Source organism: Flavobacteriaceae bacterium (genome assembly GCA_014075215.1).
Lineage (GTDB): Bacteria > Bacteroidota > Bacteroidia > Flavobacteriales > Flavobacteriaceae > Polaribacter.
This window is the reverse complement of sequence record CP046177.1, coordinates 1,188,243-1,209,552: the sequence shown is the minus strand read 5'-3', so window position 1 is coordinate 1,209,552 and position 21,310 is coordinate 1,188,243. Positions and strand designations below refer to the sequence as shown.

Genomic DNA, 21,310 nt, shown 5'->3' with positions numbered 1-21,310 from the left:
AAACTTGGCACTTTCTAACTTTAAAACTATATTATTCATTGTCTTCTTCTTCTTCACAATCCGTACAGTCCAGTCCGTCCGGTGTCATCAGGAAATAATGAGTGGCCATATCGCTGTCATATCTGTTGTCCGCATCGTAAATTCCGTGTAAAAAACCTTCGGTGGATGTGTCGAAATAAACAGTACTGTTTTCCGGAATGTATATGGTTGCATACACTTTTTCGTCTTTATACCTATTTTTGATATTGGAAAGAAAATAAGCATCCAGGGTTAGTGAATTTTCTTCAATTTTAAAATTGTACTCCATAGCATGTGCATTTTCCTTGGCGTTTTTTCGATTTCTCCCTCTGGAAGTTTTTCTGAGCCTTAGTGTATACGTATCGGATTTGCTTTTTTCCACATCTACTTTTATGTAGTTGGAATATGTTTTCAGAACGCCGTTATCATATACTTCCTCTGTTCTTGAATTTCTCCTGAGCTTGTTTTGGTAATACAGGCCGTCGTTATTTACAAGGGCTATTCTTAGTGTATCTCCGGATTGAATTTGTAAGGTTTTGGTTTCTATTGAGCTTCCGTCAACGGCATAAGACGTACCGTGTTCTATACCTGTGAAAATGATCATTAATAAGGCTACCACCCACACTCCGAATAGGCTTAACGAAGTTGTTTTGCTAAATTGCTTTACATTACTGGAAAGGATTCTTAAACCTAAAACAAAAAGAATGAGAAAGGGAAACCCTACAAGAATAAAAAGACATAGAGCCAGTAGCCAATCCGGAAAGAAGGAGCTGTCTAAAAAAGGTGGAATATGTACAAAATCTTCTTCTATTCCTAAAATTTCGAAACTACCAATTGAAAAGAGTGCAATGATAAATGAAATTAAAATTGCTGCGGATACAATAATTAAAATAACTCCTATAAACTTCCCGATGATTTTAAAAAAAGTAACAATGATATTACCTATGGTATCTAAAAATTCCTGGAACCCCGACCTGGCATTACTTGTGTTTTTTTTTAACCCTTCATTTACTTTCCTGGTCACTTCACTGGCACCGTCTTTAATGGTTTCTGTCATTGACTGGAATTCTTTACGAATTTTTTTTTCAATATTATCAATATTTACAGGCGTTCCCTCCATTTGTAATTTTTCGGCTGTAGTTCTTGCTTCCGGAAGCAAAATCCATAGAATAATGTATAAGAGCAAGCTAAATCCGCCTCCGATAAAGAACAGAATAAAGGCCAGTCGAATCCAAATGACATCTACATCAAAGTAGTGTGCTATTCCGGATGCAACCCCTCCTATGAGCCTGTCCTCTCCATCTCTATATAGTTTTTTGTAACCGGACTGTTTTCTTCTATATGCACTTCCGGATTCCGTATATGTCTCTTCGGTCTCGGCATAATCTTCAGGTGCTCCCATGATTTTTATAATATCATTGATATCCTGCTCATTTACAACCTGCCTTACATCTGTAATTTTTTCTGACAGCAGTTCGCTGATACGCATTTCTATATCGGAAATAATTTCATTCTTTCCCTGGTCATCATTACTTAAAGATTTGGCAATAGCATCTAAATATCTTCGTAATTTTTGATAAGCCAATTCATCTATATGAAAAAAATACCCTCCTAGGTTTATATTTATGGTTTTATTCATCTTTATTCTTTTTACTGGTTACTTGGTTAACTGCTTTAATTAAATTGTTCCATGTTTTGTTTAATTCTTTTAAAAACATGCCTCCGTTTTCCGTGAGTACATAGTATTTACGTGGCGGACCTGAGGTAGATTCTTCCCACCTGTAAGATAGCAGGCCTGCATTTTTGAGCCTGGTGAGTAGCGGGTATATCGTACCTTCTACTACGATCATTTCTGCACTTTTTAAGGCAGATAGTATTTCAGAAGTATAGGCATCGCCATTTTGCAAAATAGATAAAATGCAATACTCTAAAACGCCTTTACGCATTTGTGCTTTGGTATTTTCTATCTTCATGTATTGTCGTTTATAATATGTTTATATAATTGTTATGTATTTTAAGAGAACTTATCAGTTCTAATGATGTCCCGGCTTCATTATTAAATATTTAATAAGATACGCATTTAAATAGCTATATGTTTTTTTAAAATCGAAATACATCATCATATCTATTTGATAAATTTAATGGTAAGAGGGTATTTATAAGGTTCACCTTTATTTACCTTTATGGTGGCTAATATGATCAATGCAATCCGAATGAGTCCTATAATTCCTGCAAAGGATCCGAATGCAAATAATCCAAATAAATTTCCAAAACCCAGATCTATATCCAGATTCCGGAAGTTTTCATCAAAATGCCAATAATCTCTAAATAGGCTTCCTATAAAAAACGGAATAGTAGTAATTGAGATAAGCAACATATAAAGTGCATAGCTAATATTAAAGTTGACAGCCTCTTTTCCTTGTTCATCTAAAAACGAACTTCTGTCTTTGAGTGATTGCCATAAAACCAATGGGAGTATGATGCTTCCAAATGGAAAAATGAATCCTGCGAATGCAGAAATATGGATTAAAGAAGCATTTGTATTTTCACTATTATGTTTCATCTTTTTTATTTATATAATACTTTACTATGCAAATATATATATAAAAAATAGTATTATGCAAAGCATAGTACTAAATTTAACATTTTTTAACATTATTCTCTATCTGATATGGACTGGGAATTGTTATTTACCTGAGACCTTTGCAGCATTGATTTGTCAAAAAAGTTCGACGCTCGAAGAACAATTTTGAACCGAGTAACCTGCTGGTTTTGAGGATTTAATATTTTAGAGAAGGAAGAAATTTGAAGTCAAATCAATTCAAATACGGAATATATCCATATTTTGCAAAGGACTCTATCTTTAATTTATATAGCCAAATCAAAATAACTTGACATAAATAAGAGCTGTAGACACATTTTAAAACAAGACCGCTTCGCTACTGGAATTAAGAATCAGGACAGCTATAGTTCTTGACCTTAGGATCAATAGATCTTTAAATGATGACATTTTATATTGGTTCAGCTATAGAGCTTCAAGCCTGAAAATTATAGTTTGATCGTACTCAAATAAGGCAATCACTTTATTTAAATTAGAAATGGTATAATTTTTATACTTTGCAACTTTCAAACTAACTTTTAAGTCTGATTCTATTTATTTAGTTATGCTGTCATACCTCTCATTTTCTTTGATCCTCTTTATGAAACGAGTCAGCTTTTTACCATACATAGATTGCTTTATTTCCGGGCTTAAAGACGAGTGAATAGTATCCAGCAATTTTGTATTGGCATCTGCCAAATCTGTTAAAGCAATATAGGGAGCAGCTTCATAATGAGCATTATTAATGGCATAATTAGTTGCAAACAGATATCTGCGTTTTATTAAATTCATTGATTTTTCTTGAATTTCAATTATTTTTTGAGTATCTTTTTCTTTTCTTGCAAGGAAATCTTCTTCTATTAAACTCAGACGTTTATTCTGGAATTGTGTGGTCATTTTAAAATAATCGTCCATTACTTTCTGATTTTCAGAGCTTGTAATAACAGGGCTAAGGCCAAATTTTTCTATATGATCATTTATGGTAATAGTGCCTTGTTCACCAAAAAACATAATTCTTTTCTCTGTAGTATTTCCATCAAAGGTTAGAAAATACATTTCGGGAGAATCAACATTGTCTGATAACTTAAACATATCTTTTCCATATATCGTTACCGAGTCTACGGAAAACAAAATAGAATCGTTCATTTTTTGTAGATATAAAGTTCCTTTTTGCAACCTTTTGATAGTACCTTGAACGATCATATTTCCTTCTTTTTTAGAAGAGCAGGAAGCAAGCGTGATAAACAGACAGGAGATAAAAATTTTTTTCATGATCTATATTGATATTAGAGCGACAAATATGCTGAATTTTATTTAAACAACAGATGCTGCTAATTCTAATAGTATGGTACAGCCAATGGCAGCAATAGTACCTATTGCATAACCAAATACAGCCAACAGTACACCTACGGTTGCCAATGACGGGTGAAATGCAGATGCTACTACCGGAGCGGAGGCGGCACCTCCCACATTAGCCTGACTGCCTATGGCTAAAAAGAAGTAAGGTGCTCTGATTAGTTTGGCAACTATAATTAATAATCCGGTATGAATAGTCATCCAGATAATGCCTATAAAAATAAGACTCCAATTATCGAAGATCAAACTTAAATCCATTTTCATTCCAATGGAGGCAACCAGAATATAGATGAATATACTGCCAAGTTTGCTAGCACCGGCACCTTCATAATTTTTTGCTTTTGTAAAAGATAATAGAATTGCTATGGCGGTTGAAATACTGACAAGCCAAAAGAATTGAGATGTTAAGAAAGTAAACATATTTTTAATAATGCCGGAATCAATAGTACTGATCATCGTATTAAAAAAGGTACTTAAGTACTTTGCGGCAAAGTGGCCAAAACCAACTGCTCCAAAAGCAAGAGCAAGTATAATGATTAGGTCAGTTAATGTAGGATTTCTTTTTACTTTCTCCATAAATGTAGTAACTTTCTCTTTCAATTCTTCAATGGCAGAAGTATCTGCTTTTAACCATTTATTGATTTTATCTTTTTTACCGATACCTATTAACAAGATAGCCATCCATATATTGGCAATTACAATATCAACAAATACCATTCCTCCGTATTTGGCAGGATTGTATTGATATATCTCCAGCATTGCGGTTTGGTTGGCTCCACCACCAATCCAACTACCCGCTACTGTGGAAAGTCCCCGCCATACTGCATCAAAACCTTCGCCACCTACTGTTTCGGGAGCAACTAAGGCTACTAATAAAATAGCTATTGGCCCTCCGATAATGATTCCTATGGTACCTGTAAAAAACATAATCAATGCTTTGGATCCCAAATTAAAAACAGTTTTTAAATCAATACTCAAGGTCATTAAAACCAATGCTGCAGGGAGTAAAAATCTACTCGAAACATAATACAATTGAGATTTTTCTTTTATTACTTTACCGGTAATGTCAACCGTTTCCCATTCCGGAGCAATGATACCAAGAGTGGTAAAAATTGCAGGGATAAAGTATGCCATGAATATTCCCGGGACTATTTTATAAAATTTGAACCAGAATCCCGATGTCCTTGATTCGGTAAAAAATACAAATCCAAGAGAGAGCATTAAAACGCCAAATACAATGGCATCATTTGTAAATAAAGGTTGTTCCATTTTGTTTGATTTTTGCTAAAATATAAAATTAAAACATAGTCTTTGAACTCGTCTTGACTTTTTGTTTTTAACCGAAAATGAACTAGATAAGGCGCTTTTTGAGAGCTATAGCAGCGCTACAGGTAAGAAAAGTAAAGAAATATAGGTGAATTTCAGTCATTTTTTAGGGAATAGAAAAAGTCAAGATGAGTTCTTTGTCATGATTTCTTTTTATGTTGAAGCAGAAAGCAAAAAATCACTTTATTATTTTTTGTATTATTATTTATCTTAGCAAAAGGTAGTTTTGTGTAAAAAAACCTATATGAGAAAGCATATTGGTTCTATTTTACTGCTTATCAGCATTTCGACAGCTATCTATTTTGATAGTTTAAGCAATGATTTTGTACATCTTGGTGATCATTTACAAGTTTACGAAAATCCTGTTATTCAACATCTTCATTTTGAGAATATAAAAGTATTATTTACTACTGATATGGTGAGTATGTATACTCCTTTAACAGGTATCTGGTATATGGCTATTGCCAGTATTTTTGGAGTTACATTCGCAATGCCTTTCCATATGTTTAGCTTTTTACTGCATTTGATAAACCTCCTTTTGGTTTATTTTATCGGGTATGAAATTGAACTCATTTAAACTTTTTCAATTTGCTAAAAAATTGCTGTTTTTCTCTCATTATTTTTTGCACTGCATCCGCTGGCTGTTGAAGCGGTTGCATGGGTGTCAGCTACAAGTACTTTACTATTTTCGTTTTTCTTTCTGGTAGCATTGTTTAGCTATCTGAAATTCGTACAATCGGAAAACAAGAATTATTATTTTTTAAGTTTTATTTTTTTCTTTATCGGTTGTTTTTGTAAAGTGCAGGTTATTCCTTTTGCAGGAGTTTTGCTTTTAGTAGATTATCTCTGTAAAAAACCGATATTCTCAAAAAAACGGATCATTCAAAAAACACCTTTTTTCTTAGTGGCAATTCTTTTTGGTATAATTTTGGCATTAATTTTTAAAAGCATATACGATGATATTTGCGCCCATTTTTAGTGCTTTTTCGCGTACCTCTTTTGGGTTATTATGCACGGATGCATCTTCCCAACCATCGCTTAGATCGGATTCATAATCATAAAAACAAACCAATCTGCCTTCATAAAAAAGACCAAACCCCTGTGCTATTTTTTTATCATGTTCATGAATTTTGGGTAGCCCGTTTTCAAAAATATAGGGTTGATGGTATATGGGATGATTTGTTGGAATTTCTTGTAGTTCTAAAGTAGGAAATACCTTTTTTAATTCACGGCGAATAAACGGATCCAATCCGTAATTGTCAGAAATGTGTAAAAATCCGCCGGCGATCAGATAAGAACGCAAATTTTTAGCATCATTTTCAGAGAAATACACATTTCCGTGACCGGTCATAAAGAGGACAGGATAATTAAATATATCGATATCACCAACGGCTACTGTTTTTGGGTTTTCGTTAATTTGTGTATCACAATACATATTAGAGAACTTAATAAGGTTAGGCACTGCAGTAGGGTTTGCATACCAGTCGCCACCTCCGCTATACTTTAAAATGGCTACCTCTTGTGCTGTTGTTTTCACATTTAAGAGAAGAAATACAGCTAAAGCGACATGTATTAAAATAAACGTTTTACTAAAATTCATTGGGTTTATTTTATGCAAAATAAGAATTCTTATTTTATTGATTGATAAAAGCCATGCTTTGTACTGCTACCATACCTGCTGTTTCTGTTCTGAGCCTGTTTTTACCTAAGGTAACCGGAATGCACCCTTTTTCTATAGCAATAGTTATTTCCGAGTTAGAAAAATCGCCTTCCGGCCCAATCAGTATCACAACATCTTCTTTTGGCAAAATACTGTTTTGTAGCTTTTTTTTCTCTCCTTTTTGGCAATGGGTAATACAACATTTTTTTATGGGTACCTTTTTTTATAAGTGTAGAAAAAGTAATGGTATCATTTAGCTTTGGCAATCTGAATTGTAATGACTGCTTCATAGCTGATTGTATAATTTTATGAAAACGTTCCGGCTTTATCATTTGTCTCTCGGAATGATCACAAATAATTGGGGTGATCTCATCAATACCAATTTCCGTTGCTTTTTCTAAAAACCACTCCATTCTGCTAAGATTTTTTGTAGGTGCAATAGCTATATGTAAATAATAATCTCTGGAACCTTGCTTTTCCTCGAATTTTATAATGGAAGCCGTACATTTTTTATCATTAGCATCCGTAATTTTACAGGTAAATAACATTCCCTTACCATTCGTAAGATAGATCATGTCTCCTTCTTTTTTTCGCAAAACTTTTATGATATGCCTGCTTTCAATTTTATCGAAAGTAAATGGAGAGGTGTTTTTTGTAATCTCAGAATTGTAAAATAGCTGCATTATGTGGTTTGAAAGTTTGAAAAGTTATAAAAGTTTTTATAATGATTAATAGATTTTATTTATAATATTATAGAAGTCACCTTGACTTTTTTGAGAAAAAATAAGGGTTGTGGATATTTGTGTTGCTAAACATAAAAACACAACCCTATGTATCAAGTACTAAGCAAAGATATATTATGGGTTTAATTTATCTATAACCCAAGTACCTATAATTAGTTGTTTTTCTTCCTGTACTAAAGTAGATTGTTGAAAAAATAAAAACCCTGCAGTACTAATAAAAAGCACTCCTATTGCCGTTATTTTTAAAATTTGTTTTTTTGTTTTCATGATTTTGATTTTAGTTACATTGTATCGAATCTTTTGTTTTATTGAATAAGCTTTTTCTATGCGGTAATCCTTTACGTTTCGAATTAATATAGTAAGTAACTTTTTTTACCGATGTATTATTATTTATAGAAACTTTGCCCATTACCTTATTTTTGAAGAACCATAAAGCACTAATTACGGCAATTTCTTTATCAGAAACAACCAAGTCCGGATTGGTAGTAAAATCCAGTGTGCTGCTATACCTGTTTTGGTAGTATGTAGTAAACTGTTGGTAGTTATATCTTCCTGTTAGCTGAAAAATACCGCGCCCTCTAAATTTATAACCATCTCCGGTATTTACGTTTCCTAATTTAGTTTTTGCGCTTCTGTAAGTATCATTATACACCCTATTTGCAAATTTTTGTTTGTTTACATATACAGATGTAGAATCTCGCTTATAATCATTAGGGTTTGCTTTTGTGGAATCTGTCGTAGGACTGGCAATAGTATTAAAGTATTTCTCCCAATAATCCTGAGTTCCTAACTTGGCCCACCTGAAATTCAGATTTTCTTCAAACGTATCAAATGCTATTCCGTTTATGGGGTTTGTGGCTTCATGAGCAACCTGTGCCAGAAAGTGTTGTAGTTTTTCATCAGTGTCAATACCATAGTCTTTTCCGTGTTTGTTAATAGCATCTGCTATTTCTTCTAAAATATCTTCATCCGTATCCGTAAATACTTTTTTAAAATCGGCCAGTAGTTTCGTATTTATGTTTGTTCTATATATATGATTTTTGTTATTTCATTAGATGCATTAATATATATAGATATAAAATTGTTGCATCCATCACAATATTGATAGACAATACTTTGTCTCGTCCTAAAATAGGGCTACAGTTAATTATTAAAATTTATGCTACATTTTTGTGCACGTAATTAGGTGTTTTATAATCTAAAGATAAATGTAATCTTTTATTATTATATAATTTGATTGCATTTTTTGTTGCTTTTTTGGCGTGATTGATATTTGTAAATGTTTGGTCGAGGAAGAATTCATCTTTTAAAATTCCGTTAACTCTTTCGGCCATTGCGTTTTCGTAGCAATGATTTTCTTGGGTCATACTGATTTGTATCTTTTTTCTTTTCAAAATTTGAGTATAAACATTGCTACAATATTGTATTCCTCTATCAGAATGATGTATGATTTCTTCGGTATTTTTAGTTTGATAAATAGCTTTATTTAAAGCTCTAACACAGCCTTTAAGTTCTAAACTATCACTAATATCATAGCCTACTATTTTTCTTGAATACATATCAGTAATAAGTGCTAAATAACAAAATCCATTTATAGTTCTTATATAGGTAATATCCGAAGCCCAAACTTGGTTAGGTCTATTAATGATCAGGTCTTTTATGATATTTTTATATTTATAAAAACGATGGTAAGAGTTGGTTGTTTTAGAAGAATATTTTTTCCTTCTAATTAACAAATTATTTTCTTTTAAGATTCTAAATAACTGGTCTCTACCTATATTTATATTCTGTTTCCTAAAATCATTATGTAAGGATTTCATTAGCTTTCTAGTACCTTATCTGGGTAATGTTTTCCTGCTTTTTTTAACAAGCATTATTACATTTTGTTCTATTTGTTTTTTAAGAACAAACCTTTTTTGATATTTGTAATAAGCATCTCTTTTTAACTCGAAAGCATTACAAATAGTAGCGATGGCGTACCTTCTTTTTTTTCTATTAATCGGTGCTATTTTCATTAAGGCTTTATGTTTAAGTTTTTTTTTAATTCTTCAACATTTTTATAGCCAAGATTTTCAGCAGCTACTTCAAGATAACTATCATTCACAAGTTTATCTAGATCCTTTTTAATAAGAAGATCTTTGAGTTGTTTTAGCTCTTTTTGAAGGGCTTTAATACGGGATAATTCGTCGTCTGTTTGCACGGTTACACGGGTGTTCATTAAATCTTTACGGTCATATTTTTTAATCCATACGTTTATCGTACTAGATTGTATGCCGTAAGTTAAGGCAATTTGTCTTTTGGAATGGTTTCCTTTGGTAAGTTCTGCTAATACTTTGAGTTTAAAACTCTCACTATAACGTCTTACATATCCATCATTTTTATACATATACTTGTTGTTTTTTGTATACATATTTCAGGACGGGTCACTTCTACTCCCATTTGTTTGTGTATTAAATATAACATTGCCTAAAACACTTATATTATCTCCAATAGTTACGGTAACTCCTTGTATAGTTATATTCCAATTATTTTTGGTAATTTCAAACCCTCCTAAAATAAGGTGTTCTGTACCTAAATTTCCTGAAAAGCCAATCTCAAACCCATCATAAGTATAGTAACAAAACTCTCCGTTCGGATCTATATTACTTTCTTGAATAGTTGCAGGTATTAGGTTTATAAGTTCTATTTGATTTCCTTCAGTAGCCTGAATATCATCTAATGTGATGTTATTTATTTTAATATTATAAAATTCCGTTTTAGATATAATATTTGACGTTACTTGACATCTTACTAAACTACTTGTTAGTATTAGCGTTAAAATGAATAATATATTTTTCATTTAAAAATTAGGGAATTTCTATATAGCCAATTTTGGTAATTTTATTAGTATTTTGGTTAAACTCTATAAAAATAAAGTTATTACAGCCATTACAATATCTATATATAATGCTCTTATCTCCATTTCTATCATCATTAAAAAACACATTCCCTAAAATATTAATATTATCTCCAATGGTTACTGTTTTATTTTGAATAGTAATTGACCAATTGTTTTTAGTTATTGTAAAAGACGATATTCCCGGATGATTAGGTTTCCCTGCATTATCAGTAAATGCAATTTCAAACCCGTTATATTTAAACCAATAATTTGAAGGGCCCCTTTCTCCGGTATTGATATCTTTTTCCTCAATAATAGCAGGTATTAAATCCCTGATTTGTGTTTCATCCCCTTCTGTTGCTTTAATATCGGCCAGTGTAATATTATTGATTTTGATATTGTTGTATTCTGTTTCGGAGATAATATTTGATTGGCATTGAGCTATGTTTGTAAAAATAATAGCTATTATAAATAGTGTGTTTTTCATTTTTTGTGTTTTTTAATTACAGTTAGTATTTGGTTGCGATATCCCTTGGTTATCAATAACGGTAGAAAGATAAGCTCTTGGGTCTACAACATTGAAGTTATTTTTATAGTTCCATGAATCACTTCCATCGTGTTTTCTTACCTCTATATGTACATGAGGATCAACATCATCTCTGGCGATAGCTCCTTTAATATTTCCTGTATCTCCTTGATATCCCATAATATCTCCTGCTTTTACATATACTAATGGTGTACCGGAAGTATGAGTAATTCTATTATCCTTCTGCATATGAGCATAAGTAATTAAAATCGTATTGCCATTTACGGTACTTTGTATTGTTATATAGTATCCTAAATCATCACTATATCCGGTAGAATAAATAAAACCATCATACATCACATGTACAGGATTTCCTATGGCGTTTTTAATATCTAAACCATCGTGTTTTTTGTTTCTAAGGGTAGTACAATGGTTTCCTCCATATCTTTTACACCCTCCACTAGAAGCATTTCCAAACATAGCCCCTTGAGTACCCGAAGGCCCATATTGCGGTGCAATTTCAGGATTAGGAACCGGGTCCCCTTCACAAGGTATATCCACACATACTCCCTGATAGGTTTCTATCTTGCCTTCCGGGCATACACAATTTCCGTCCGCATCTTCTACTTTGTTGGTGTCGGGAGGACATACGCATACTTCATTTATCATCACCTTTCCACTTCCCTCAGGACATCTGGGGTCTGCCAACTCAACAGGAGCCGTAAGCGTTGTATCTCCATCACCACCGGAGCTTCCTCCTCCGCTACCGCCTCCAATAAGCTGATCTCCTCCGGAGCCATCATCTCCTCCCAACGGGCCTCCCACAGGACTGTCCGGAACACCGTAGTTCTCACAATGTGAAAAATCTATATATAACAGCGGACTACCGCTACAATAGGTAAACCCATCGTTTTGCAAAACCGGCCAGTGTCCGTCCGCATTGCCTCCCAAATTACACCGGTCATATACCAAAATACCGTCACAAGGACCGCTACCCGTACCACCACCGTCATTCGGAAAAACCCAATCAAAAGCATCTCTGGAAGACAGGTTGAGGCCTTCCAGGCTTAGGTATTCTTCGGAAATCACATACGAAGTGGCTTTTTCATACAATGTTTCGGAATCGGTAAGGTCAGTGAACTCATAGGAAACCAAAAAATAGGTAAACACACCATTGTGTTTTTTTACCAAAAAGTTTTCAAAATCAGAAGTTTCCAAAACAGGGCTTTCTGTCTGAAATGTCCAGGTAATGACATCGTCTATGACAATTCTGTTAATCTCATCGGTAAAAATGGTGAGGCCTGCTGCAACCTCAGTAGCACTTCTGCTGTAGATGCTTTGTAGCGAGTGCTTAGAAAATCGTCTTTCAATCAGAGGTAAAGAGGGTTTTATTTCCTTGTCTGCAAGTAGTTCCCGGTAAGTTATTTTCGTTAAGGAATACTTGAGCTTGTTAGAGGTAACGGTGTTTTGAGGATTCATAAAGTCTTCTCGGATACAGTTCCATAAGAACAAAGATAGACTAAAGACGAATACCCCGATTTTGATACATGAAGTTTTTTTCATTTTCATGATTTAAAATTGTTTAAATTAGTTAATACGCACCGGTTTTGCTGTGTTTCATATAAACCACAACTACCGGATATTTTTTTACAGACATTTCTTAGTATGCCTCTGTTTCATACCGGAACAATAAATATTTATGTACTGCCCGGTTTATGCCTTTTTGTTTTATTCAAAAAAAGGCGGTGTTAAAAATCGTACAACAAAACAAGACGTCTGAAAAGGTATGGGGGTTATTAAAATTTAACTGCTTTCAATTTTTTTAAGCCATAGCCCTTTTATTTCGTTTATCAAGTCAAACCTATAAAAATAATTCTTAATATCCAAATATATGAGGAGATTTATTTCAAAGGCGGAAAATTATAACAACAGCCCCTCAATTAATCTCATATATCGATACGATACGTTCTTCTTCTTTTGTGTGTTACAGGATGAAAAATTTTCCAAATGGCCTTAATAGCTGTATTATCTTCTAATTCCGGTGTTCTGATACAATTTTCAATCCCTTTTTTTATAAATACTTTAGCAAACTCTTCAAAAATAATGGCATTTACTCCTTTGTTTTGATAGCTGGGATCTATTCCAATCAAATAAAAGATAACATCTTTTGCATGCTTTTTTGCATATAACAAATGAAAGATACCAAATGGAAATAACCTGCCTTTTGCTTTTTGCAATGCTTTTGAAAAAGAAGGCATTACAATAGCAAAAGCAATTATTTTTTTATGCTCATCCAGTACAAATTTTATATACTCCGGATTAATAAAATGAATATATTTTTTTTTAAAAAATGCAATTTGTGCATCGGAAATAGGAATAAATGTAGAAAGCTTTGAATAAGTTTTATTAAATAATTCAAACATTTCACCTACATAGGGTATAATGTCTTTTGTTTTTGTAAAATTTAAAGGAGTTAGTTGAAACCTACGTTTGATTAAACTACTGATTCTACCGTAATATTCAACATAAGATTTCTTAAATATAAACTTATTTTCCAGATATTCTTTTTCCTTTACAAATCCTAGTTGTTCCAGATGTTCTTTATAATAAGGGTGGTTATACCAGGTGATCATCGTTCCGATATGATCAAACCCCTCAATTAAAACACCTGTCTTATCAAGATTGTTAAACCCGATAGGTCCTTCGATATAGGTTAGTTTATTTTCTTTACCTATTTCCTTTACCTTATCAATCAAAACTTTTGTTACTTCGATATCATCTATCACATCAAACCATCCGAAACGCATTTTTTTTATTTGTTGCTTTTCAACTTCAAACCAATTGATGATAGCAACAATCCTACCTACTATTTTTTGTCCTCTTTTAGCAATAAAAAATCGGGCATCAGCATCATTAAAAACAGGGTTCGCTTTTTTATCAAAAGTTTCCAGTTCGGCTTTAATTATAGGAGGTACCCAATAGTGATTATTTTTATATATGGAAAAAGGAAAAGTAACAAATTGTTTCATTTCTCTTTTTGTATGACATTCTTTTAGCGTTATCATATTAAAAAATAAATGATTAATATGAGTTATACACCTTCTTCTTTATCATCGTCTTTATTTTTTTTCTTCTTTTTCTTTGGACGTTTTATTTTTGTTGCTTTTTTACGAACCCTTTTAGGCTTTTTCCTGGCTTTACCTGTTTCACCTGTAGTCTAGTTATTTGTGTTAACCTTTGGAACCCTGTTTTTCTTTCTGAATATACCTGTTATTTTACTAAAAACTCTACCGAAGAAACCTTTGGAAGCATATCGGGTTTGCTTACCAAGTATGAGTTCCGGATTACCACCGGAAATCAGTTTATCTTTGTGCTTATCTAATCGATAAGAAATTCCAAAAGAACCATAGAATCCCACAGCTTTGCCTTCTGTAACAAATCGTAGAGAACTGTTAAATTGTAAATTCCTGCTGTACAAGTAGGCCAAACCGCTACCTATATTTCCTCTTGATAGAAGTTTTGTTCTGGCTCCCTGATTTTCAAGAAATGTAGACCATCTGTCATTGAGGCTTATGGTAGCTGTTACAATATAAGAGAGTTCGGGAAGATCGGTTCCAATTTTGTCGTAAAATACATTGGTTATTAAATTGAATCTTTCGGAAAAATCATTTTGTAATAAGATGCCTGCTTTATAAGAAAGTTTTCCTGTTTTATAAATGTCTCCTAAAAAATCGGTATTTACACCTGCATAAACAGCAACAGACGGAATAACTCTTTTCCAATCAAAGGCATTTCTTCTTCTCCAACTCCTGATTTCTTTACTTTTATCTTCATATTCTTGTTGATAGACCAAATACTTGGCTCCAACCGTAAATTCACTTAAACCCGATCCAAAATAATGTGAAGAGGGAGTATTAGAGATAATTTTATCTCTTTGATAACCGGCATTTAGATTAAGTTCCAAACGTTCGAGAAAAAAACCAGATCGAAAAGCAAAATTAATCCCTAAAGATTGAGGCCTCGAAAAGGTGGATTCTGCAGAGGTATTTCTAAAAAAAAGATTGGTTTCAAATTGATAAATCCCGGTACCAACACTATATGGACTCTCGGAAAACCCGGGACGATTAGAGTTGATAACTTCTGTATATTGAGCCTGCAAAGAGGCAATAAAACTACCATTTAAAAGGAGTAAGAAGGCAGTAAACTTTGTGATAGATAAAAATAATTTCAACGAAAAAATAACTTTATGTGTTTTACAAACATAGCTGAAAATAACGATTTGTCAAATCCGATATCTATATTTTTACACACGCTAAGGTTTTTGTAAACTATTTAACGTTACAATTATAGCCAAATTGTTATTTTTGAATTTAAATTTAGAAAAACAAATGCAACAGGCAGAATTAATCGGATTTATAAGAACTATACTGATCTTGGTATTGGGTTATTACATCTTAAAATTTTTGATGAGAATTCTGGCTCCCATAGTACTAAAAAAAGTTGCGCACAATATACAAAGGAAGTCACAAGAACAGCCTTATCAGTATACAACAAAAGTCAAAGAAGGAGAAACGGTTATTGATAAAAAACCGAATACACAAAAAGAAAGCAATTCATCGGTTGGTGAATATATAGATTTTGAAGAACTAGACGAATGAATTTAAAAAAAGAAACACCATATCTTATTGCATTTGTATTATTTGTTGCGATCTCTTTGATATATTTTTATCCGGTTTTAAAAGGCGATAAAATTTCTCAATCAGACATTACTCAGTTTACCGGAATGGCAAAAGAGATTCAGGATTTTAGGGCCGATAAAGGAATAGAACCCTACTGGACAGGAAGTGCGTTCAGCGGAATGCCGGCATTTCAATTAAGTGCTTATTATCCTAATGATTTTATAAGGTATATAGATAAGATAATACGTTTTTTACCAAGACCGGCAGATTATCTGTTTCTTTATTTTCTAAGCTTTTTTTTATTGCTGACAGCGTTAAACACACATTGGAAACTTTCCATATTAGGAGCTTTGGTTTTCGGTTTTTCTACCTACTTAATTATCATTTTTGGAGCCGGTCATAATGCAAAAGCACATGCTATCGGATACATACCGATGGTCTTGGCAGGAGTCATTTGGCTTTTTAGACGAAAATATTTAACAGGATTTATGGTTACCGGAATAGCTACGGCATTGGAGGTATATGCAAATCATCCTCAGATGACTTATTATATGGTTTTTATGATCCTTATTCTAGGAATTGTAGAATTAGTAGATGCTATTAAGAAAAAAGAAACGAAGTCATTTTTAAAGCAGGTAGCACTAATTATGATTGCTATGCTATTAGGATTGGGAGTAAATTCGACCAGGTTGCTTTCTATGAAGCAGTATACGGATTACAGTACGAGAGGGAAATCAGAGTTGACTATTAATCCGGACGGAACCAGCAAAATTGCCCGGACCGGATTGGACAAAAATTATATTACCGAGTATAGCTATGGAAAAGCGGAAACGTTTAATTTACTAATTGCTCGTTATATGGGTGGAGGTACAGTTGAAAAACTTGGAAAGAACTCTAATTTATATAAAAAAGTCGAATCGGTATTTGGAAAGAAAAATGCGGATATATTTACTGAAAACGCATACGTATATTGGGGTCATCAACCTATTGTAGAAGCACCGGCATACATAGGAGCTGTTGTTTTCTTTTTATTTTTTTTAGGAACCTTCCTGGTAAAGGGGAAGTATAAATACTGGCTGGTAGCAGCAACTATATTTTCACTGTTGATGAGCTGGGGAAAAAATTTAGAGTTCCTGACCGATTTCTTTATAGATTATGTACCGCTATATAATAAGTTTAGAGCCGTCTCCTCTATACAGATTATTGCCGAATTGTGTGTTCCACTGCTGGGAATATTGGCTTTAAAAGCATTTTTTTCAAATAAAATACCTCAGGAAGAAAAAACAAAAGCACTTAAAAAAGCACTGTATGTGGTTATCGGGATACTACTTTTTGCTTTGTTTTATGCTTATTCGTTTACCACTTTTGAAGGCCCGAATGATGCTTATTATACGAATATTGAAAAGCAATATAAAGTTGACGGATTGGTAGATGCCTTAAAAGCAGACAGACAATACTTGGTATTATGGGACAGTTTGAAATCTGCGATTTTAATTATAGCTTCATTTGGATTGCTCTGGGCATTATTAAAAAAGAAGTTGAATCAAACAAAAGTGATGATAGGTTTGGGAGCCTTTATTCTTTTCGACTTGATATCCGTAGCGAAAAGATATGTTAATCAGGACGATTTTAAGCCTGCTGAAAAGATTGAAAAACCTTTTATAGCTTCTGTTGGCGACCAGCAAATTTTAAAAGATAAGAGTCATTACAGAGTGGCTAATTTTACCGTAAACCCTTTACAAGATGGAAGAACATCGTATTTTCATAAGTCTATTGGAGGCTATCATGCCGCCAAATTGGGACGTTATCAGGAATTATTTGATTTTCAAATAGCTAATAATAATGTGGAAATATTTAATATGCTAAATGTAAAGTACTTTATTTTCAATAATGAAGATAAAGAAGAGGTACAGATAAATCCGGATGCTAATGGAAATGCTTGGTTTGTAAATGCTTTAAAAACAGTGGATTCTGCAAATGAAGAGATCAAGGCATTGGATAGTTTGCAAACAAAACAAGAAGCAGTTATTAATAAAAAAGGGTATAAAGTAAAATTTAATTTGACCAGAGAAAAAGATACTACTGCTACCATTACATTAACTTCTTATGATCTTATCCATCTGAAATACGAATCTAAAACTACCGTTGAACAGTTTGCGGTTTTTTCGGAAATCTACTACAAAGCTGGCTGGAATGCCTATATAAATGGAAAACAGGTTCCCCACTATAGGGTAAATTATGTGTTGAGAGGAATGCCCATCCCTGCCGGAAATCATATCATCGAGTTCAAATTTGAACCGACTGTAATTGCCAAAGGGAATACAATTACATTAACTTCTTATGTACTGCTGTTTTTACTACCTATTGGGTGGTTTTTAGTGAAAAAGAAATATAAATGATAGTTTTATTTCAAAAGAATTGAGTGAACTAACTTGGAATCTTTAACCTTTAAACCGTATAAAATCAATAAATATGGATAATTACTACCCAAAAAAAAGATACCAACATACGATTGATTTTTTACTAAGAGTAGTACCCCCTCCTGCTACTGTACTGGATTTGGGTACGAGGAACCCGTTTTGCAAAATCATGGAAGATCACGGTTATACCGTTTTGAATACGAATGGAGAAGATTTGGATGTACTACCGGAAACAGTAAAAAAATACAAAGCAGATGCCGTAACTGCTTTTGAAATCCTGGAACACCTGGTGGCACCCTATAACGTATTAAAAGAATTGCCATCTGCAAAACTCATTGCCACCATTCCGCTAAACCTCTGGTTTGCCAAAGCTTACAGGAGTAAAACAGATATGTGGGACAGGCATTATCACGAATTTGAAGACTGGCAGTTTAATTGGCTATTGGAAAAAACCGGGTGGAAAATGATACAAACCGAAAAATGGACCAGTCCTGTAAAGAAATTGGGGATTAGACCCCTATTGAGAACATTTATGCCGAGATATTATGCGGTATATGCAGAACGCAAAAAATAAATTATTTTGAGAATAGGAATGATTTTGGATTCCGATTTTCCTACTGATCCCAGAGTGGAAAATGAAGCAGTTGAGCTAATCAAAAAAGGGCATGAAGTATTTTTATTTTGTTTAAACTATGGAAACCAGTTATTCGAAGAAGAAATTAGAGGAATAAAAATCAAAAGATATCATTCCAACAAACTGGAATACAAATTATCTGCTTTGGCATATACAATTCCTTTATATTCGTGGTTGATGAAAAGGAAAATTTCAGATTTTATTTATAAAAATAAAGTTAATGCACTCCACATTCACGATATTCGAATAGCTGAGGCCGTATTTTTAGCAAACAACCAATATAACCTTCCTACAGTTCTGGATCTACATGACAACATGCCTGAAATTATGAAATTGTATCCTCATTTACAGAAGTTTCCGGGGAAATATATCATATCTCCGAAAAAATGGAAAAGAAAAGAAGAAGCATTTATAGCTAAGTCAACTAAAATAGTTACGGTTTCTCAAGAGTTTGCAGATGAGGTAATTGAAAGAACCAAAATAGCTGCTCAAAAAATAATAGTAGCTCCAAATACGGTTGCTGCATCTTTTTATAAAAATGCAAAATTAAATGACACTATCATTAACAGATATAAAGATTATTTTACCTTATTGTATTTGGGAGATACTCATTTAAGAAGAGGTTTACAAACAGCTATTAGCGCGTTAGAAATAATAGCAAAAGAAATCCCAACTATTAAATTGGTCATTGTTGGGAAAAATACGACGGATGCCATTTTAAAACAGCAAGTAAAAGATGCAAAAGTAACAGCATTTGTAGATTTCGAAGGATGGCAAAACCTTTCTTTGTTTCCGTCATATATAATGGCTAGTGATCTTTGTATTTCTCCATTACATAGAAATATACAACACGATGTTGCATATGCCAATAAGTTGTTTCAGTATATGAGCTTTTCAAAACCTCTTTTGGTTAGTGATGCTATTGCGCAGAAAAAGCTCATTAACAGAATTAAAGCAGGGTTGATTCATAAAGAAAAAGATGTGGTAGATTTTGCTACTAAAGTATTAGAACTTTACACTCAACCGGAATTGAGAGAGCAATTAGGAAAAAATGGATCGGAATTTGTAAAAAATGAATTTTCCTGGGAACACACCTCAAAAGAACTCCTTAATTTATATGATACTTTATCCGGATGAAAGTACTCATTATTACATATTACTGGCCACCATCCGGAGGATCGGGCGTACAACGTTGGTTAAAGTTTGTAAAATACTTACGTGATTTCGACATAGAACCTGTTGTGTATACCGTAGAAAACCCACGATATGCTATTGAAGATAAAAGCCTCTTTAATCAGGTACCCAAGGGAGTGGAAGTAATACGGCAACCTATTTTTGAACCCAATACTATTTTTTCTTTTTTCGGAAAAAAAAACAAGAAGCAAAGCAGTGGTTTTTTACATCCGAACCCAAGCGTTTTCGGCAGGTTTTTACAATACGTTCGTGCCAATTATTTTATCCCGGATGCCAGAAAATACTGGGTCAAACCATCTGTAAAATACCTGATAAAATACATCCGTACTACCAAAATTGACCTTATCATTAGTACCGGCCCACCACACAGCATACATTTAATAGCTATGGAGCTTAAAGCCAAATTAGGAATTAAATGGATATCGGATTTTAGAGATCCATGGACAGAAATAGACTATTTTCATCAACTACCACTGACAAAAAAATCAAAAAAACGCCATTATGAACTGGAGAAAGAAGTACTCGCTACATCGGATGCAGTGATTGTTGTGGGTGCAACTATGAAGGAACGCTTTCGGAAGTTTACAAAAAATATTCACGTAATTACAAACGGATTTGATACTGAAAACCTATGTAGAACAAGTGATACTGATTCCACTTTTAGCATTACTCATATCGGGATGATGAATACCGATAGAAATCCCAAAATACTATGGACTGCCTTAAAAGAAATAAGTGATGAAAACCCTGACTTTAAAAAAGAGCTTCGCATACAACTAATAGGCAAAATAGCACCGGAAGTAATAGAAGATATTGCTATTTTTAATGATAATAATGTACGTATTATTGATTATTTGAATCATGGTGAGATACAGTTATATCAGCAAAAATCGCAATTATTATTGTTGGTAATCAATAAGGTGCCCGGTGCAAAAGGAATCATAACAGGAAAGATATTTGAGTATTTACAAGCAAATCGCCCTATATTAGCCATTGGCCCCAAAGACGGAGATGCCGCAAGCATTATTAATGAAACAGGATCAGGTACTATGGTAGATTTTGATGACAAGCAAAAACTCAAAACAACCATCCTCCACTATTATCGTGATTTTAAAATGAAAAAACTAGTGATAAAAAGTACAGATATACAAAAATATCATAGAAAAAATTTGACAAGAAAATTAGCTGAAGTTATAAATATAGTTGGAAAGTTGAAAAGTTGAAAATTGGAAAGTTTTTTATTCAACGTTTTTTAAATACCGGAGAAATAACATAAA

At 33.2% G+C, this 21,310-nt stretch carries 22 protein-coding genes and 1 pseudogene; 6 read left to right on the top strand and 17 right to left on the bottom strand.

The genetic code is table 11. The features are described 5' to 3' along the window. Positions 1-31: 31 nt before the first annotated feature. From GKR88_06185 to GKR88_06165, 5 genes are all read right to left on the bottom strand, one after another. Complete coding sequence (locus tag GKR88_06185; GenBank protein ID QMU63923.1) at positions 32-1,657, bottom strand: PspC domain-containing protein; 1,626 nt, start codon at positions 1,655-1,657, stop codon at positions 32-34. Continuing rightward, positions 1,650-1,991, bottom strand: a complete 342-nt coding sequence (locus tag GKR88_06180) for a PadR family transcriptional regulator (protein ID QMU63922.1) — start codon at positions 1,989-1,991, stop codon at positions 1,650-1,652. Before GKR88_06180 ends, GKR88_06185 begins: the two co-directional genes overlap by 8 nt. 152 nt (positions 1,992-2,143) lie before the next feature. Continuing rightward, a complete protein-coding gene (locus GKR88_06175; GenBank protein QMU63921.1) occupies positions 2,144-2,581 on the bottom strand; it encodes a DUF4870 domain-containing protein in 438 nt (145 codons plus the stop codon). A gap of 591 nt (positions 2,582-3,172) precedes the next feature. Then, positions 3,173-3,889: a DUF4369 domain-containing protein gene (locus GKR88_06170; GenBank protein QMU63920.1), complete on the bottom strand. Its 717-nt coding sequence runs from the start codon at positions 3,887-3,889 to the stop codon at positions 3,173-3,175. A gap of 42 nt (positions 3,890-3,931) precedes the next feature. Beyond that, the gene (locus tag GKR88_06165) at positions 3,932-5,242 is read right to left on the bottom strand and encodes a DUF819 family protein (protein ID QMU63919.1); all 1,311 of its coding nucleotides are present in this window, start codon (positions 5,240-5,242) and stop codon (positions 3,932-3,934) included. A 301-nt stretch (positions 5,243-5,543) separates the two neighbouring features. On the opposite strand from GKR88_06165, the gene GKR88_06160 reads away from it, so the two are divergent. Next, positions 5,544-5,876, top strand: a complete 333-nt coding sequence (locus tag GKR88_06160; GenBank protein QMU63918.1) for a hypothetical protein — start codon at positions 5,544-5,546, stop codon at positions 5,874-5,876. Positions 5,877-6,233: 357 nt separating this feature from the next. Here GKR88_06160 and GKR88_06155 read toward each other — a convergent pair whose 3' ends face one another. The 12 genes and pseudogenes from GKR88_06155 to GKR88_06100 all read right to left on the bottom strand — a co-directional run bounded on the left by GKR88_06155 (position 6,234) and on the right by GKR88_06100 (position 15,319). Then, entirely contained in the window at positions 6,234-6,899 is a 666-nt protein-coding gene (locus GKR88_06155) for a DUF4159 domain-containing protein (protein ID QMU63917.1), read from the bottom strand. 34 nt (positions 6,900-6,933) lie between these two features. Next, positions 6,934-7,642: pseudogene (locus GKR88_06150) on the bottom strand (16S rRNA (uracil(1498)-N(3))-methyltransferase). 174 nt (positions 7,643-7,816) lie between these two features. Beyond that, entirely contained in the window at positions 7,817-7,969 is a 153-nt protein-coding gene (locus tag GKR88_06145; protein ID QMU63916.1) for a hypothetical protein, read from the bottom strand. Positions 7,970-7,979: 10 nt separating this feature from the next. Then, on the bottom strand, positions 7,980-8,735 hold the full coding sequence (locus GKR88_06140; GenBank protein ID QMU63915.1) for a hypothetical protein: 756 nt from the start codon (positions 8,733-8,735) through the stop codon (positions 7,980-7,982). A gap of 124 nt (positions 8,736-8,859) precedes the next feature. Further along, a complete protein-coding gene (locus tag GKR88_06135) occupies positions 8,860-9,522 on the bottom strand; it encodes an IS3 family transposase (GenBank protein ID QMU63914.1) in 663 nt (220 codons plus the stop codon). Between the two features lie 15 nt (positions 9,523-9,537). Next, positions 9,538-9,717 carry a hypothetical protein gene (locus GKR88_06130; protein QMU63913.1) on the bottom strand — a complete coding sequence of 60 codons (180 nt, stop codon included), beginning with the start codon at positions 9,715-9,717 and terminating at the stop codon, positions 9,538-9,540. Beyond that, positions 9,717-10,088, bottom strand: coding sequence for a transposase (locus GKR88_06125; GenBank protein QMU63912.1), 372 nt, complete (start codon positions 10,086-10,088; stop codon positions 9,717-9,719). The genes GKR88_06130 and GKR88_06125 overlap by 1 nt, the downstream gene beginning before the upstream one ends. A gap of 27 nt (positions 10,089-10,115) precedes the next feature. Next, positions 10,116-10,541 (bottom strand): hypothetical protein, encoded by a 426-nt coding sequence (locus GKR88_06120; GenBank protein ID QMU63911.1) that lies wholly within the window; start codon positions 10,539-10,541, stop codon positions 10,116-10,118. Between the two features lie 7 nt (positions 10,542-10,548). Then, positions 10,549-11,067: a hypothetical protein gene (locus GKR88_06115; protein ID QMU63910.1), complete on the bottom strand. Its 519-nt coding sequence runs from the start codon at positions 11,065-11,067 to the stop codon at positions 10,549-10,551. Between the two features lie 12 nt (positions 11,068-11,079). Beyond that, positions 11,080-12,675 (bottom strand): peptidoglycan DD-metalloendopeptidase family protein, encoded by a 1,596-nt coding sequence (locus tag GKR88_06110; protein QMU63909.1) that lies wholly within the window; start codon positions 12,673-12,675, stop codon positions 11,080-11,082. A 377-nt stretch (positions 12,676-13,052) separates the two neighbouring features. After that, positions 13,053-14,171, bottom strand: a complete 1,119-nt coding sequence (locus GKR88_06105) for a GTP cyclohydrolase (protein QMU63908.1) — start codon at positions 14,169-14,171, stop codon at positions 13,053-13,055. Positions 14,172-14,323: 152 nt separating this feature from the next. Then, positions 14,324-15,319 carry a transporter gene (locus GKR88_06100; protein ID QMU66653.1) on the bottom strand — a complete coding sequence of 332 codons (996 nt, stop codon included), beginning with the start codon at positions 15,317-15,319 and terminating at the stop codon, positions 14,324-14,326. A 175-nt stretch (positions 15,320-15,494) separates the two neighbouring features. On the opposite strand from GKR88_06100, the gene GKR88_06095 reads away from it, so the two are divergent. The 5 genes from GKR88_06095 to GKR88_06075 all read left to right on the top strand — a co-directional run bounded on the left by GKR88_06095 (position 15,495) and on the right by GKR88_06075 (position 21,256). Further along, the gene (locus GKR88_06095; GenBank protein ID QMU66652.1) at positions 15,495-15,764 is read left to right on the top strand and encodes a DUF4834 family protein; all 270 of its coding nucleotides are present in this window, start codon (positions 15,495-15,497) and stop codon (positions 15,762-15,764) included. Next, complete coding sequence (locus GKR88_06090) at positions 15,761-18,184, top strand: YfhO family protein (GenBank protein QMU63907.1); 2,424 nt, start codon at positions 15,761-15,763, stop codon at positions 18,182-18,184. The genes GKR88_06095 and GKR88_06090 overlap by 4 nt, the downstream gene beginning before the upstream one ends. A 73-nt stretch (positions 18,185-18,257) precedes the next feature. Next, positions 18,258-18,779 (top strand): methyltransferase, encoded by a 522-nt coding sequence (locus GKR88_06085; protein ID QMU63906.1) that lies wholly within the window; start codon positions 18,258-18,260, stop codon positions 18,777-18,779. A 6-nt stretch (positions 18,780-18,785) separates the two neighbouring features. Then, on the top strand, positions 18,786-19,976 hold the full coding sequence (locus GKR88_06080; GenBank protein QMU63905.1) for a glycosyltransferase: 1,191 nt from the start codon (positions 18,786-18,788) through the stop codon (positions 19,974-19,976). Further along, entirely contained in the window at positions 19,973-21,256 is a 1,284-nt protein-coding gene (locus GKR88_06075; GenBank protein QMU63904.1) for a glycosyltransferase, read from the top strand. Before GKR88_06080 ends, GKR88_06075 begins: the two co-directional genes overlap by 4 nt. The last annotated feature ends 54 nt before the right edge of the window (positions 21,257-21,310 follow it).